Annotated in this window: 17 protein-coding genes and 1 pseudogene; 11 read left to right on the plus strand and 7 right to left on the minus strand. The window is 31.0% G+C overall.

Annotated features, from left to right (window positions below; translation table 11 throughout):
• Positions 1–2 precede the first annotated feature (2 nt).
• From MK851_RS06440 to MK851_RS06455, 4 genes are all read left to right on the plus strand, one after another.
• Entirely contained in the window at positions 3–734 is a 732-nt protein-coding gene (locus tag MK851_RS06440; protein WP_320242487.1) for a hypothetical protein, read from the plus strand.
• A gap of 147 nt (positions 735–881) precedes the next feature.
• The gene (locus tag MK851_RS06445) at positions 882–1,145 is read left to right on the plus strand and encodes a DNA/RNA non-specific endonuclease (protein ID WP_320242518.1); all 264 of its coding nucleotides are present in this window, start codon (positions 882–884) and stop codon (positions 1,143–1,145) included.
• 2 nt (positions 1,146–1,147) lie between these two features.
• Complete coding sequence (locus MK851_RS06450; protein WP_320242489.1) at positions 1,148–1,870, plus strand: hypothetical protein; 723 nt, start codon at positions 1,148–1,150, stop codon at positions 1,868–1,870.
• Between the two features lie 28 nt (positions 1,871–1,898).
• Complete coding sequence (locus tag MK851_RS06455; protein ID WP_320242491.1) at positions 1,899–4,307, plus strand: hypothetical protein; 2,409 nt, start codon at positions 1,899–1,901, stop codon at positions 4,305–4,307.
• A 262-nt stretch (positions 4,308–4,569) separates the two neighbouring features.
• Here the strand turns inward: MK851_RS06455 and MK851_RS06460 are convergent, their stop codons facing one another.
• Complete coding sequence (locus tag MK851_RS06460; RefSeq protein WP_320242493.1) at positions 4,570–4,911, minus strand: tRNA-binding protein; 342 nt, start codon at positions 4,909–4,911, stop codon at positions 4,570–4,572.
• An 85-nt stretch (positions 4,912–4,996) separates the two neighbouring features.
• Positions 4,997–6,070, minus strand: coding sequence for a methylmalonyl Co-A mutase-associated GTPase MeaB (gene meaB / locus MK851_RS06465; RefSeq protein ID WP_320242495.1), 1,074 nt, complete (start codon positions 6,068–6,070; stop codon positions 4,997–4,999).
• Between the two features lie 100 nt (positions 6,071–6,170).
• Here meaB and MK851_RS06470 point away from each other — a divergent pair, with 100 nt between their 5' ends.
• The 6 genes from MK851_RS06470 (at position 6,171) to lgt (ending at position 11,515) form a co-directional block, all read left to right on the plus strand.
• Positions 6,171–6,719 (plus strand): RNA polymerase sigma factor, encoded by a 549-nt coding sequence (locus MK851_RS06470; RefSeq protein ID WP_303506650.1) that lies wholly within the window; start codon positions 6,171–6,173, stop codon positions 6,717–6,719.
• On the plus strand, positions 6,712–7,278 hold the full coding sequence (locus MK851_RS06475; RefSeq protein ID WP_303506648.1) for a hypothetical protein: 567 nt from the start codon (positions 6,712–6,714) through the stop codon (positions 7,276–7,278). The genes MK851_RS06470 and MK851_RS06475 overlap by 8 nt, the downstream gene beginning before the upstream one ends.
• Positions 7,259–8,716: a hypothetical protein gene (locus MK851_RS06480; protein ID WP_303506646.1), complete on the plus strand. Its 1,458-nt coding sequence runs from the start codon at positions 7,259–7,261 to the stop codon at positions 8,714–8,716. The genes MK851_RS06475 and MK851_RS06480 overlap by 20 nt, the downstream gene beginning before the upstream one ends.
• Positions 8,717–8,824: 108 nt before the next feature.
• Positions 8,825–10,306, plus strand: coding sequence for a cysteine--tRNA ligase (gene cysS, locus MK851_RS06485; protein ID WP_320242499.1), 1,482 nt, complete (start codon positions 8,825–8,827; stop codon positions 10,304–10,306).
• On the plus strand, positions 10,307–10,543 hold the full coding sequence (gene yidD / locus MK851_RS06490) for a membrane protein insertion efficiency factor YidD (protein WP_320242501.1): 237 nt from the start codon (positions 10,307–10,309) through the stop codon (positions 10,541–10,543).
• Positions 10,544–10,654: 111 nt separating this feature from the next.
• Entirely contained in the window at positions 10,655–11,515 is an 861-nt protein-coding gene (lgt, locus tag MK851_RS06495; RefSeq protein WP_115900471.1) for a prolipoprotein diacylglyceryl transferase, read from the plus strand.
• Between the two features lie 58 nt (positions 11,516–11,573).
• On the opposite strand, the gene MK851_RS06500 is transcribed toward lgt, so the two are convergent.
• Both MK851_RS06500 and rlmH read right to left on the minus strand, forming a co-directional pair.
• Positions 11,574–12,431, minus strand: a complete 858-nt coding sequence (locus MK851_RS06500; protein ID WP_320242505.1) for a hypothetical protein — start codon at positions 12,429–12,431, stop codon at positions 11,574–11,576.
• Between the two features lie 165 nt (positions 12,432–12,596).
• The gene (gene rlmH / locus MK851_RS06505) at positions 12,597–13,070 is read right to left on the minus strand and encodes a 23S rRNA (pseudouridine(1915)-N(3))-methyltransferase RlmH (RefSeq protein ID WP_320242506.1); all 474 of its coding nucleotides are present in this window, start codon (positions 13,068–13,070) and stop codon (positions 12,597–12,599) included.
• Positions 13,071–13,114: 44 nt separating this feature from the next.
• On the opposite strand from rlmH, the pseudogene MK851_RS06510 reads away from it, so the two are divergent.
• Positions 13,115–13,234 (plus strand): annotated as a pseudogene (locus MK851_RS06510) (IS110 family transposase); the annotation flags it as partial.
• Between the two features lie 47 nt (positions 13,235–13,281).
• Here MK851_RS06510 and MK851_RS06515 read toward each other — a convergent pair.
• The 3 genes from MK851_RS06515 to MK851_RS06525 all read right to left on the minus strand — a co-directional run.
• Positions 13,282–14,082 (minus strand): hypothetical protein, encoded by an 801-nt coding sequence (locus MK851_RS06515; RefSeq protein WP_320242508.1) that lies wholly within the window; start codon positions 14,080–14,082, stop codon positions 13,282–13,284.
• Positions 14,072–14,398 (minus strand): hypothetical protein, encoded by a 327-nt coding sequence (locus tag MK851_RS06520; protein ID WP_320242510.1) that lies wholly within the window; start codon positions 14,396–14,398, stop codon positions 14,072–14,074. The genes MK851_RS06515 and MK851_RS06520 overlap by 11 nt, the downstream gene beginning before the upstream one ends.
• A gap of 359 nt (positions 14,399–14,757) precedes the next feature.
• Positions 14,758–15,064 (minus strand): hypothetical protein (locus MK851_RS06525; RefSeq protein ID WP_320242512.1); only part of this gene is annotated, 307 nt, incomplete at its 5' end.

Genomic DNA, 15,064 nt, shown 5'->3' on the forward strand with positions numbered 1-15,064 from the left:
TTATGATTGATTTTACTAAACTTGTAGACTTTATTAAAGGAAATTTAAAAAAACTTAATTGGGATAAAGCCATATTTAAAATAGAATTTGGAATAGGAAATTCTCGAGGAGGAAAATTGAGATATTATTATCAAGCGCAAGAATTTAAAAAAGTCTTAAGTGTAATTAAATATGGTCCCATTTTAGGAGATATTTTTTATGATTTTGATAAAGGCATAAAAAAAAGAGATTTTAACAAAGTAATTATAACCATTACAAAAGAAGACTATTCAGTAGAATATGAGATGGATGAAGAAAAGATAATAGAAGAAAGACAAAGCAGTGCACTTCTTTTTTCTAATTATTTATATGAAAGTATGCGTACTCAAATTTTTGAGCATGAACAAGCCAATAATTTACTGATACCTATTTATGATGAAGATGGAGAGTTTTTAGAGTATGAAGATACGTGGGATAGGGGAGTTTTTACATTTATAGTAGATAGTAAAGCTGAAGAAATAAAATATACAATAGAATTATTTAAAAATGGTATTAAGCGTTTGGTTCCTATAGAATTAACAAAAGATTATAAAGAATCTATTTTATATCACCATAAGTTAACACATAATGAATTAAAAAAATATTGGCAGCCGTGGAATAAAATAATATTAACAGCACCAGGCGATTTTATTCCTTTAGGTAAAGAGCAAGAGTATATAGAGTATTCACAAATAAACTATTCAGAAGGAGTTTAAAAATTTCGTTGAATTAGGTAGAGTATTTAAAGCAAAAATGAACCCTGTTACCATTGATAAATCAGTAAAAAGAGGTGAAGTATTTCAAGCAAAAACAAAAGAAATAAAAGATGGGGTTCAACAGTAAATACCGATGATGGAGGGCATATTTTTAGAAATGAATGGGGAGGTTTAAGTGAACAAATTAACTATTTTTCACAAAATGCAGTAGAAAATAGAACAGGAGCATGGTATAAAATGGAAGATACCATTTCAAAAATGTTAAAATCAGAGAACCCACCAACTGTAAAAATTGAAATGGAGTTTAATTTTACAGGAAATTCTAAGAGACCAGACTCTATAGATGTAGACGTCTATACTAATAATAAATTAAATGGTAACTTAACTGATACTTATCAAAATCCATTATAAAAATGAAAAAATTAAAAAAAGATTTTATTGATGAAGTAAGTTCTTTATTGCCAATAACTAATTGGAAAAAAATACTTATAAATATATATATATCAAAATCAAAACTAAGTTTAAAGATAAAATATTCGAATGAAAATAACCAATCAGAGGATCTTGTAGTTAGTTCTAGGTATTTCAAAGAATTTAAAAAAGAACTTTATAATCTTTATCTAAAGAATATAGAAAGTAAGAAAGAACGCTTTAACAAACTTCAATATTTAGTGGTTCCAGAAGGGAATTTTGAAGAAAATTATTACTGGGATGAAACTAAAGAAAAAGAAGATAAACTCACAGCAGCTAAATATTTTTATCAATGGGTAAATGAAACGATGATGAACCGCATTTTCGAGTATGAAAAAGAAAATAAACTATTAACTCCAAACTATGATGAAGAAGGAGATTTAATTGATTATAAGGATTCATGGGATTCAGGGATATTTACATTTAAGGTAGTAGATAAGAAAATTGATTATACTATTGAGTTAATTAAAGGGTTAGTTTCTAGAATCTTACCTGTGTTATTACCTGAATATTTTATCAACGGGTTATTGGAACATCACCAAATAACCAACGAAGAATTAAAAGACGAATGGCAACCATGGAATACCTTGGTAATAAAGTCACCACATAATGATATTCCTTATGATAGCTGGGAAGAGTATGTGACTTATAGTTTAGAGAGATAGAAAACTATTGAAGAAGAAAAAAAGAGTATTGAAAAGGGGGAAACAGTACATATTAGTAAGCTTACTATGTTTAGTAAGTAGTATAAGTTTAGCGCAAAATTTAGATATAGAGACCATTACAAAATCAACTAAGGTTAAAGTAAGTGGTAATGTTAATGCCAATATGGTGTATTACAATGCAAATACCCGTAATGCACGTATTCCGTTCACGTATTTTTTACAAGGAACAGTGAATGTAAGTTGGTTGAGTTTTAATATCCCTTTTACCTATAGTTTCTCTAATCAAGGAGATAACTTTGACTATCAATTACCTTTTAAGTTTAACAGGTTGAGTTTACACCCAAAATACAAATGGATACAAGCGCATATAGGAGATGTTACTATGAATTTTTCTCCTTATACCTTAAACGGACATCAATTTACTGGAGGAGGTATTGAATTAACTCCTAACAAGCCAATAAAGTTCAGTGCCATGTATGGTCGTCTATTGAAAGCAACAGAAGATGATGGTAATCCACAAACCTTACCAGCTTTTAAGCGTACAGGATATGGAGCAAGAGTAGCTTGGGAAAAACCAAATTATAAGTTAGGACTAATAGGTTTTTATGCAAAAGATGCTGAAAACTCTATTGCAGCAATACCAGAAGAAAGAAATATAAAACCTAAAGAAAACTTAGTAATAAGTCTTACAGGAGAAACTACCATTGCTAAAAAATACACCATAAGGGCAGAATATGCCTCAACAGCCATTACACAAGATACAAGAGCAGATAAAAGTAGTAATACCTCTAACAATTTAGCAGGGTTTTTGTTTAATAATCGTACATCAACCGAATATTACAATGCGATTAAAGCAGATTTAGATGTAAAATTAGGACAAATGAAAGTTGGTTTGGGCTATGAACGTATTGATCCTAATTATGAAACCTTAGGGGCCTATTATTTTAATAATGACTTTGAGAACATCACACTAAATATGGCTCAATCATTATTTAAAAATAAGTTGAACTTATCGTTTAATATAGGATACCAAAGAGATAATTTAAACAATCAAAAAGCACAATCTACAGGAAGAAATATAGGAAGCGTTAATGCAACGTATCAGATGACAGATGCGATTACTTTATCAGGAATGTATTCTAACTTCACAACGTTTACGAACAAAAGTTTAAATCAGTTTGATGACATTAACGACAATGATTTAACAGATGAAGAACAAGAAGCATTAAATTTTAAGCAACTGTCACAAAATGCCAATATAAACTTGAATTGGATGTTGGCTAAAAAGAAAAATATTACACAGAATGTTAATCTAAACTATTCATTAGCATCTTCAGCAAATAAAGAGAATGGTATTATTAGAATTGGTCAAGCTAATAATTTTCATAACGGAAATGTAGTTTATACATTAGGGTTTCCTGAAAAAGCGCTAACAGTTTCGCCTTCACTTAACTACAATTATAGCGATATCGGTAGAGATGATAGTAAAGCATACGGAGCGTCTTTAAATATGAATAAACTGTTTTTTAAAAACATATTAAATACCACTTTAGGAGCTTCGTATAATAGTAATGTAAACAAAGAAGTTACAAGTAATGTTTTAAATTTTAGGGCAAGTGCTTCTACAACTATTGCACAAAACCATAATTTAAATTTAAATGCAATACAGTTATTCAGAGAAGCCACACAGCAAGAAAAACTAAGCGAATTAACCATAACTTTTGGTTATAGTTATAGTTTTGGCTTGAAAAAACCGAAATTCAGATTTGAAAAAAGAGAAAGAAACAAAAAAGTAAAAGAATTTTCATTCTCGTATAAAGAGCATACTTTTAGTGGAGAACATCCTAAAATTACAGCTGAGCTTACACAGTTATTAAACGATTCTGCTTTTGTGAGTATAAAAAGTATAGAAAAAGTAAGAAACGATTTAAGCTTGTTGGAAACAGATGTTGTAAACAATGAAAATGTAAGTAATAAACATTATAAGAAGGCAGCAGTAAATTATTTAGACTATTTATATAAACACAAAGGTTTTATAGATACGTATCATAAGTTAGCGTTTAAAAGTTTAAAGAAGCTTTACGATCAAGCAGTCTTACTAGATGAAGAAGTTAAAGCTAGTTATAATCGTTTACTACACTTAATGAAACAAGAAGCGAAAAGAGGAAACTTTATATCTAAAAGTGATAAAAAAGACTTACAGACTAGAAAAATAAAAATGGAAGCACATGAATGGATGCAGTCAGAATTGCAAAAGTTAACATATCAGGACGTTGTGGCTAATAATGGAATCCTCAATGAGTTTAAAAAAAATCATATATCAACTATTTTTAAAATGATAGAAGAAAAGAAAACAGAAGAGGAAATTGAAAACTTTTTAGCTTTAGAATTTGCTAAATTCTATCATAAAAAAAGTATTAAGAAACCGCAAAAGTAATTTTTTATTTGGTGAGCTTAGTTAAGTTAACTATATGGTGATGCATTCTTTTAAGAAAAAGAAGCTAGCCAAAGAAAGAAATAGCTTATTATACCAATAAATAATTTTGAGCTAGTATTTTGGAATTTTCCAATTATAAATTCCATAGTATTTTATTGTACGCAAAATTTATTTTATGACTTGTTAATTTAAGTTCTAATACCCTTATAAATCAGTTTCAGTTAAATTCATTTATAAGGATAAAAAATGGAATTTAGATATGCTACGAAATCTTTGTCCCGTTTTTAACAGTACGTTCAGCAGTTAATAAGGTTACTTCTTTGTCATCACCTAAACCACCTAATACTAAGCATTCACTCATCATATTCGCAATTTGCTTTTTCGGGAAGTTTACCACAGCAACCACTTGTTTTCCTATCAAATCTTCAGGTTTGTATAGCTTAGTGATTTGCGCTGAGGTTTTTTTAATTCCGTAATCACCAAAATCAACCTGCATTTTATAGGCAGGATTTTTAACCTCTTTAAAAACCTCGGCAGAAATAATCGTGCCAATACGCATTTCTACTTTTGTAAAATCGTTCCAAGTGAGGGTGTTATCTTCCATATGTCTGTAAATTATATACCAGTTAGGTATTTATTAGTTGTTTAAAAATAAAATTTTATTAAGTGCCCATTATGGGCTCCATAGTTTAGTTATTTTCTAGCAATCGTTTTGCTGCAGTAAACGGTGTCGTTTTCCCGTTTTCTAGCTTTGCAATTTCCTGTTGTAAACGATCTTTAATTTTTGGGTTGTTGTAAAAATTACTTTTTAATTGCTGATTGATGGTTTCTAACAACCAATAATTATTTTGTTCATTTCTTTTCTGTTGAAAGTAGCCAGATTTTTTTACCAAATCCATGTATTCATTAATCATAGCGTAAATAGCATCAACTCCTTGATGATGGAGTGCACTCGCTAATAAAACTTTAGGTTGCCAGCCACTTTCTTTAGCGGGATACAAGTGTAAGGCTCTGTTAAATTCTACCTTCGCAAGTTTAGCATTTTTTTCATTACCGCTATCTGCTTTGTTAATCACAATAGCATCAGCCATTTCAATAATTCCACGTTTAATACCTTGTAATTCGTCTCCAGCACCTGCCAATTTCAGTAATAAAAAGAAATCGGTCATAGAATGTACGGCGGTTTCCGATTGTCCAACACCTACAGTTTCAATAATAATAGTATCAAAACCAGCTGCTTCACATAAAATAATACTTTCACGTGTTTTTTGAGCAACACCGCCTAATGAAGTTCCAGAAGGAGAAGGGCGTATAAAAGCATTCTCATCGGTAACTAACTCCTCCATGCGTGTTTTATCACCTAAAATACTCCCTTTGTTAATAGAACTGCTTGGGTCTACCGCTAAAACAGCTACTTTTTTTCCTAAAGAAGTTAAATGCTTACCAAAAGCTTCAATAAACGTACTTTTTCCTACACCAGGAACACCCGTAATTCCAATTCTAACCGATTTATTGGCATGCGGTAAACAAGCTTCTAAAATTTCATTGGCTTGTTGTTGGTGTTTAGGATTCGTGCTTTCTACTAACGTAATTGCTCTACTTAAAAAAGGAATATTACCAGCAACTATTTGAGTAACAAATTCTTCGGTTGAGGTAGTTTTTCTTCTGTTACGCTTTATTTTTTCTGCAGATGATTTACTGGTGGTTTCAGGCTGAGAAACTCCGTCTTTTTCAGAAAGTGCAGATGTGTCTTTGTCGGTCATTATGTAGGTAAAACAAAATAATAACGTAAATTTAGAAATAAAAATGCAGGAAAATGCAACGCGACGGAAAAAGTCTCGTCTTTAGGGTAAGAAATCAAGAATGAAATCAACTAAACAGTTACATCAATCGGTAATAGATGCCTGTAAAAACAATGATGCAAAAGCACAAATGCAACTGTATGATTTGTATTGTGATGCTATGTGTACAGTGGCGTTTCGGTATGTAAAAGATTCGTTTATAGCGGAAGATGTAATGCAAGAAGCATTTATAAAAGCATTTAAAAATATTGATTCCTATAAAGAAGGAGTAGCGTTTGGTGCTTGGTTGAAAAGAATCGTTATAAATCAAAGTATTGATTATTTAAAGAAGAAAAAACTAGAACTGGTTTCGATCAATGAAGAAATTACCACAGTAGTAGATGATGATAATTGGAATGTAGCCGCTACGATATCGCATCAAGATATTGTAAACTGCATTCAGCAATTAAAAGAAAAATATAGAGTTGTGTTAACCCTGTTTTTATTAGAAGGGTATGACCACGGAGAAATTTCACAAATATTAGGAATTTCGGAAGTGAGTTCGAGAACACATTTATTAAGAGGAAAAAGACAAGTGCAAGAACAATTAAAAGCAGTACATCATGTCTAAAGATATTAGAGAAATACTAAAAAACAATGTTGAAAACACAGAGAGGTTATCAACAAATCACAGACAGCGTTTTCAACAAAAGTTGATGGATGAATTGCATTCAACACCATCAATAAAAAAATCATATCAATGGCTGTATATAGCAGCATCTATTGTGTTGTTGGTAAGTTTAGGAATTCAGTTTTATCCAACAAATACTGTAGATCCAATAATAACAGAGCTTCCAAAAGACACTCAAAATCAAATTAGTTTAGGAACCATATCTCCTGAGTTAAAAACGGTGGAAGACTACTATGTAAATACCATTAATTACGAGTTAAGTCAGTTAGAATTAACTGACGATAACAAAGAACTTTTTGATGGTTATTTGACCAAAATAGGAGAATTAACCAAAGAATATAAATCGTTAACCGAAGAGCTCAATACAAAAGGAATTAACGACGATACTATCAATGCATTGATTGGAAACCTGCAATTACGTTTACAGCTGTTAAAACGTATGCAAAAACAATTACAAGAATTTAAAAATCCAACTCAAAATGACATTCAAACAATTTAAAATCAGTGTTTTTTTACTGTTAGTGACAGGCGTTGTATCTGCACAGAAATACAACAAGAAGTTCAGTGAAAATTTTAAGACAAATAAAGACGTAGTAGTTAATATCAATGCATCTAATGCGGATGTTGATGTGACTACATGGAACAGAAATGAAGTTTCAGTAGAAGCAGTTGTAGAAGTTGAAGGGCTAGATAAAAAAGAAGCTCAAAAATATTTAGACAACTGGAAATTTGAAGCCTTAGGGAATAAAAGTAAGGTACAAATTAATGCCAATAGAAATAGCTTTAGAATAGGAAGAGACAATATTGTATTCTTCAATTCATCAGACAATAATTACCCAAGAATATTTGAGTATGATACAGAAAGTGAGGTTGCTGTGATACCAGAAATACCAGAGGTAAGTATCCCAGAAATGCCTGAGATTCCAGAAATGCCTGAAATAGAAATCCCTGAAATTAATTTTGAAAATTTATTTCAAGATGTAGATTTTGATGTAGAAAAAATGTTTGAAACTGAAGAACTTGTTAGATTTAAATGGAAAGATGGTAAACATAATGTAAACATTACATCAAAAGAAGAGTGGGAAGAATTTAAGAAAACTAAAGCATATAAAGAATATCTTAAGAATAATAAGAATTCTAAGACAAAGATGTTTTTCTCAAAAAAACATCAAGTTCTCAATGAGAAAAAATTAAAAGAAGAACTTAAAAGAGTTAAAAGTGAACTTAAAAAAGTTGATAGAGAGAGGATTAGAAAACAATTAGCAAAAGCACGAGAAGAAATGCATAAGGTTAGAGAGGAAATGAAAAAAACTCGTATGAACTATTCTTACTCTTCTGACAGTAATAACCTTATGATTAATGGAAAAAAAGTAAAAATCACAAAGAAGATTATTATAAAGGTTCCAAAATCAGCAACGTTTGATTTGAATACCCGCCATTGTAAAGTAAAACTGCCAAAAACCAAAGCTTCAGGAAAGGTTAGTTATGGAACCTTCAAAGCTGACGCACTTGACGGTGGAAAATTAAATATTTCATTTTCACCAGTAAATATAAATTCATTAAACGCTTGTACGTTGTTCTTAAATAATGTAACCGATGCTCAATTAGCATCGGTTACCAACACAACAGTAAATTCGAACTCTTCAGGCTTGGTGGTAAGTAATGTATATAGTAATGTTGAAGTAAATAATAAGTTTGGAAACTTAACCATTACCAAAATACACCCAAGTCATAATAATTTAAAAGTATTTTTAAGTTATTCAGATGCTGGAGTTGATTTAACAGGTATAAATAAGAAATTTGATATCCAAAGTGATAAGGTTAAGAAACTAAAAGATGGAAATGTAGAGTATAACGGAGAGTTCATTTTAATTTCTAACGATAAAGAAATTGAAATAGACGGTAAATACAGTCAATTAAAAGTTAAAAATCAATAAGAAATACAAACAAAACTACCTTCTATTTCTATAAAATTGCTGCCAAATTCTTTTTCTATATTCTTTATAAAGTGCCTATATTAGCGATTACAAATAGTCACTTTTACTATGGAATTATACAAAGAAAATCAACTTAAAATATATAACTCTTTAACTAAATCAAAAGAGCTTTTTAAACCAGTAATTGAAGGACGCATAGGTATGTATGTGTGTGGTCCTACAGTATATAGCAACGCCCATTTAGGAAACGTAAGAACTTTTATGTTTTTTGATGTGGTGTATCGTTATTTATTACACTTAGGGTATAAAGTACGTTATGTACGTAATATTACTGATGCAGGTCACTTAGAAAACGATGCAGATGAAGGTGAAGACAGAATTGCAAAAAAAGCACGACTAGAGGAAATTGAACCGATGGAAGTAGTGCAACGTTATACAGTTGATTTCCATAATGTATTAAACAACTACAACTTTTTACCACCAAGTATAGAGCCTACTGCAACGGGTCATATTGTAGAGCAGATTGAAATGATTAAGGAAATCATGGAAAAAGGTTTTGCTTATGAAGTAAACGGTTCAGTGTATTTTGATGTGTTAAAATATAACGAAACAGGCAACTACGGAATTCTTTCAGGTAGAAAAATAGAAGATGCTATTCATAATACTAGAGCGTTAGACGGACAATCAGATAAGAGAAACCCACAAGATTTTGCACTTTGGAAGAAAGCCGATGATCGTCATATCATGCGTTGGCCTTCACCTTGGAGTGATGGTTTCCCAGGTTGGCATTTAGAATGTTCAGTAATGAGTACAAAGTACTTAGGTGAACAATTTGATATTCATGGTGGAGGAATGGATTTAAAATTCCCGCATCATGAGTGTGAAATAGCTCAATCGCATACCTGTTCTGGAGTACAGCCAGTAAACTACTGGATGCACACCAATATGTTGTTGTTGAACAGTCAAAAAATGGCTAAATCAACAGGGAACTTTATTTTACCAAACGAAATTTTAACTGGTGAAAACGATATCTTAGGAAAAGCATTTTCTGCAAGTGTGGTTCGCTTTTTTAATATGCAAGCGAACTATAGAAGCATTTTAGATTTTTCTGGAGAAGCGTTAGAAGCTGCTGAAAAAGGGCATGCAAAGTTGATGGAAGCTGTAGATTTCTTAGATAAAATTGAAGCAGGTGCTACTTCTTCATTTGATGTTCAAAAATGGAGACAAGATTGCTACGATGCTATGAATGATGATTTTAATACGCCAATTTTAATATCACATTTATTTGAAGCTGTAAAAGTTATCAATCAAATAAAAGAAGAAAAGGCAAGTTTAACTGCCGACGATTTAGTGGTATTTAAAAATACAATCAACGCGTTTGTTTTTGATGTATTAGGATTAATGAATGAAACTTCAGAAGGAAACAATTCTGATAAGTTAAGCGGAGTAGTGGATATGTTAATTAGCATGCGTAAAGAAGCACGTGAAAATAAAGATTGGGCATTGTCTGATGAAATTCGTGATAGATTACTGGAATTAGGGATTCAATTAAAAGACGGTAGAGAAGGAACAACGTTTACAGTTAACTAATTGAAAAAAATACTAACATATCCGTTTATATTACTAGTTCGATTTTATCAAACAGCCATATCTCCGTTTACACCAGCAACATGTAGATATTCACCAACGTGTTCAAGCTACACCATTGAAGCGTTGCAAAGGCATGGATTGTTTTATGGTGGTTGGTTGGCATTAAAAAGAATTTTTAGTTGTCACCCATGGGGAGGAAGTGGTTACGACCCTGTTCCAGAGAAAAAAGAAAAATAATAATTGTCATTGAGGAGTTTATTAAGAAGTAATCTTAAGATTATTTCATTTTAACTTGTCTTTAGCGACAGCCGAAAGGTTCGCAATGACACTAAAACTAAATTAAAGTAGATGAATTTTTTATCCATAGTGTGGGATTGGAACCCAGAAATAATAAATTTAGGAGGTTTTGGTATTCGTTGGTACAGTTTAATGTTTGTAGCAGCGTTTATTTTAGGACTTCAATTAATGAAAAAGATTTATATCAATGATAACATTTCTGTTGAAAAACTAGACCCGTTATTTATGTACGTATTCGTTTCTATGTTGGTAGGAATGCGTTTAGGAGATGTTTTCTTTTACAGTTGGGATTATTATCAAAACCATTTATTGGAAATCATATTACCATTTAAAAAACAAGAAGGAGCTTCGGCTTTATTCGGATTGTTAGATGGATGGAAATTTACAGGGTTTACAGGATTTGCAAGTCACGGAGCGGCGATTGGAATTCCTATTGCGATGTACTTTTATGCTAAAAAGCACTTACAAAAACCATGGTTATTTATCTTAGATAGATTAGGAATCATGGTAGCCTTAGCAGGATTTTTTATTCGCTTTGGAAACTTTTTTAACTCAGAAATTTACGGAAAACCAACGGGAAGCAGCTTTGGGGTAATTTTTAAAAGAGCAGGAGAAACCGTGCCACGTCATCCAACTCAGTTATATGAAGCGTTAAGTTATTTAGTTTTATTTTTTGCATTATGGCATTTCTATTGGAAAACAGACAAGAAAAACCAAACAGGATTTTTATTCGGGTTGTTTATGGTTGTGTTATGGTCGTTACGTTTTGTAATAGAGTTCTTAAAAGAAGCGCAAGTAGATGGACGAGAAGATTGGGTGTTTAATACCTTAAATACAGGACAAGTATTGAGTATTCCGTTAGTATTAATCGGTTTTTGGTTAATGTTTAGAAAACCCAAAGCAACCGCATAAAAACAATAAAAAAACTCCAAGGTTATCCTTGGAGTTTTTTGTTTATGAGAAAAAAGTTTTACCCTTTTATAGTTGCTAATTCTTGTTTTTTAGCATCAATTTCATTTTGAATTTTTAACAGGCGATTTTCAATCTTACTAATAATAGCCTCTTTTCTTTCAATACTTTCTTTAGAAGTAGAAGCATCTTTTTTAGCCTCTTCTAATTTAGACTTCATTTTAGCTAAACCTTCTTTACCACTAACTAAAATCTCTTCATTAATGCTAATGTCATCTTCAAGATCACTAATTAAAGTGTTTTTCTCTTTACTAATGTTTTTCTCTTTAACTTTAATTTGATTGCTTAATTGCTTCAGTTTTTCTTCTTCTAAACGTAAAGCCTCTTGCTCTTTTAAGTAAGCAAGCTCTCTAGCTTTTCTTTCATCATCTAATTTTTTACGAGCCTCTTCAAGTTTTTGTTTTTGTAAAATAATTTCTTTTTGTTCAGCACTAATATTGTCTTCATATACCACCTCGGTATTGTCAGTTTTTTTCGAAGACTCTTCTTTTTTTGAAGATTCTTCTTTCTTTAGTTTTCTAGCTAACTTTCTTTCTAAAGAAGCCAAATCTTTTTTATGCAAATCAATTTGATTGTTTAGCTTGCTTAATCTTTGTTGCATGTTTGCAGCAATTTTTTCTTTTCTTTCTACTTCCTGTTTTGTAGCTTTTTTACTTTTCTTAAAACGCTCTAAATTTCCTTTTACACGCTTTAAAGCATCAACACCACTAATTAAGATTTCTTCATTAGCGCTAATTTGATTTTTTTTGTTTTTTACCTGAATCTTTAACGTTTTAATGTCATTTTGAGCAGTTACTTGTTGTAAGCAAGTAAAGGATATAAAAAAAGTTAAAGTAGCTAAGAATCTTAGTGTTTTCATATTTATTTTATGTTATATAAGTTTTATTTTTCGGGGCGCAAAAGTATGGCTAAATGCAAAAATAAAATAACTTTTTAACAGGTTTTTTACTATGCTTTTCTGGAAATTAAAAGCATAATGCTTTGACTCACATAAAATTTGATGTAAATAAAAGTTTTAGGATTTTTACTCGTGATGATAAGGCTCGTTTCTAAGAATAGTAAAACCACGATACACTTGCTCAACTATAAATAAACGAATCATTTGGTGAGAAAACGTCATTTTAGAGAGCGATAACTTTCCTTGTGCTTTATTGTATACAGCTTCAGAAAAACCATAAGGTCCTCCAATAACCAACACCAGTTGCTTAATACCAGAGTTCATCTTCTTTTGTAAGTATTGTGAAAACTCTACGGAAGTATGTTGCTTTCCTTTATCGTCTAATAAAACTAGTTGATCAGTAGGTTGTAGTTTAGATAAAATCAACTCGCCTTCTTTTTCTTTTTGTTGCGCCTCACTTAGGTTTTTAACGTTTTTAATATCTGGAATAATCTCCAACTCAAACTTTACATAGTGTTTTAAGCGGTTTTGGTATTCGTCAATTAATTGCTGTAACTGCTTATTGTCAGTTTTACCTATGGCGAGTAGTTTTATTTTCATACGGCAAAATTACGAATGTTTTATAAACTCTTAAAAGTGTGTTTCAGAGTAAAAAGTTAGCATTAATAGCCGTGTGTAATAAACTATTAAAGCAAGCATTTGCTATCGCAAAATCAGGGCTAACCTATGATAATAATTATAGAAGTATTTTAGTGAAAAGTTAATGAGTTTTTACTTGTTTTTTACCACAGTACTTTGTTGGCAAAAGTTTTTATTTACATTTAATTTTTTCAAAAGTAGGATAATCTTTATTTATCTCAGATTTTAAAATATATCCTATGTCAAAGCTAGTATTTTTGTTTTTTAAATAATTTTTAATTTTAAATGCATTAACTCCATTTTGAGGTTTATATGTTTGACTGAATACATGCCAATTTTCTCCATTATCTCTAATTTCTGTAACTGTTATTAGAATATAGGCAATTTTAGGAATTAACTTTTCATCTTGAAATCGTAATTTCAAATCTAAATAATCAGAGCTTATATCTTGAGGACATTTAAATAAAAAATTAGAAGTATTTCCACTAGTTGTGTGTCCTTTTAGAGTTTTTTCGGGCTTTATTATTTCATTATATGATTTAATTAAACCAATCTCATTATTAGTATTAGATATTTTTTCAGTTATTCGATTTTTGATATTTGAATTATTTCCTGTTATTTTTTCTTGCTTTTCTACATTTGCAAGTAGTTTATTTAATTTTGCTTTAAGTAAATTTAAACTATCTATAGTTTCATCTTTCCTTTCACTACTCAAAAAAATACTATCATTTAAGGTTAATTTTTTTTCAAGTAATTCAAATTTTTCTTTTTCATTTCTTAGTTGGTTTTCATAATAATTTGAAATGAAAAAAACTCCAATGATAAACGAGATTACAGATATTAAAGGGAAGTATTTAGTCCATTTAAATTCAATTTTCTTTTTCTTTTTGTTTCCAATATATAGAAAAGAAAAAAACGAGATTAATAAACCTAATAAAGGTATTATATATGCTAAATCAATATTATTCATCATTTGATTTTTCTGATATTTGGTTATTATTTCTCTTCAATAGAGCTATTAATGTTCCACTCCAACTTAAACCAGCAAAGATTGATGATTTTAAACTTATCGGGTCTAATAATACATAAGCCAATAAAGCTCCAATTAGCGGTAAGACTAAAAAGTCAAGTCTGAAATAGAAAGCAGGCTTTTTTTCAGGGAATATTTTTTTTAAAAAAGGTATTGTTCCTTTAAATTCTTCGGAATAAAGCGATAAAATATGGGCGCAAATTGCACCTAACCAAGTTTTAAAGAAAATACTTCCAAAAATTATAGTTATTATTTCCAAATTCTTTCTTTCATTGTTTGTTCATATTTTAATTTTTGCCAACTCGTTATATACCAAACTTTATTTGTTTTATCCCGGTAAAAACATGTGATATCGTAAGGTTTAGTGTTTTTTTACGCTATCAAATATATTAAAACCAACACTTTATTAAAAGTAAAGTTATTAACGAGTTATTGTTATTTGTTAATTAATTATAAAAATCGGGTTATTCTTACAATTCCTACGAACCTAATACAAAGTGAGCATACATTCTTACGGAAACCCATAAGCCCAATTATTTAGGTAATAAAAGTTGTTTTAGTTGTTATTAACGATCTCTGATACCTTATTTAGAAAATTAAAAACCAAGTTGACACACTTTATTGAATACTCCCTCTGTTTGGGTCGCTGACACCACGGCATGCTCCGCAGACACCACGGCATGGGTCGCTGATACCACGGCATGCTCCGCAGACACCACGGCATGGGTCGCTGATATCACGGCATGGGTCGCTGACACCACGGCGCGGGTCGCTGACACCACGGCACGGGTCGCTGATACCACGGCATGGGTCGCTGATACTACGGCATGGGTCGCTGATATCACGGCATGGGTCGCTGATATCACGGCATGGGTCGCTGACACCACGGCGCGGGTCGCTGACACCACGGCACGGGTCGCTGATA

The organism is Tenacibaculum sp. 1B UA, assembly GCF_033978845.1.
Classification (GTDB): Bacteria; Bacteroidota; Bacteroidia; order Flavobacteriales; family Flavobacteriaceae; genus Polaribacter.

What these genes read in the sequence shown, in the direction of transcription:
- MK851_RS06440 (WP_320242487.1), top strand. Translation starts at nt 3, where the DNA reads ATGATTGATTTTACTAAACTTGTAGACTTTATTAAAGGAAATTTAAAA.
- MK851_RS06450 (WP_320242489.1), top strand. Translation starts at nt 1,148, where the DNA reads ATGAAAAAATTAAAAAAAGATTTTATTGATGAAGTAAGTTCTTTATTG.
- MK851_RS06460 (WP_320242493.1), bottom strand. Translation starts at nt 4,911, where the DNA reads ATGGAAGATAACACCCTCACTTGGAACGATTTTACAAAAGTAGAAATG.
- meaB (WP_320242495.1), bottom strand. Translation starts at nt 6,070, where the DNA reads ATGACCGACAAAGACACATCTGCACTTTCTGAAAAAGACGGAGTTTCT.
- MK851_RS06470 (WP_303506650.1), top strand. Translation starts at nt 6,171, where the DNA reads ATGAAATCAACTAAACAGTTACATCAATCGGTAATAGATGCCTGTAAA.
- MK851_RS06475 (WP_303506648.1), top strand. Translation starts at nt 6,712, where the DNA reads ATGTCTAAAGATATTAGAGAAATACTAAAAAACAATGTTGAAAACACA.
- MK851_RS06480 (WP_303506646.1), top strand. Translation starts at nt 7,259, where the DNA reads ATGACATTCAAACAATTTAAAATCAGTGTTTTTTTACTGTTAGTGACA.
- cysS (WP_320242499.1), top strand. Translation starts at nt 8,825, where the DNA reads ATGGAATTATACAAAGAAAATCAACTTAAAATATATAACTCTTTAACT.
- lgt (WP_115900471.1), top strand. Translation starts at nt 10,655, where the DNA reads ATGAATTTTTTATCCATAGTGTGGGATTGGAACCCAGAAATAATAAAT.
- MK851_RS06500 (WP_320242505.1), bottom strand. Translation starts at nt 12,431, where the DNA reads ATGAAAACACTAAGATTCTTAGCTACTTTAACTTTTTTTATATCCTTT.
- rlmH (WP_320242506.1), bottom strand. Translation starts at nt 13,070, where the DNA reads ATGAAAATAAAACTACTCGCCATAGGTAAAACTGACAATAAGCAGTTA.
- MK851_RS06515 (WP_320242508.1), bottom strand. Translation starts at nt 14,082, where the DNA reads ATGATGAATAATATTGATTTAGCATATATAATACCTTTATTAGGTTTA.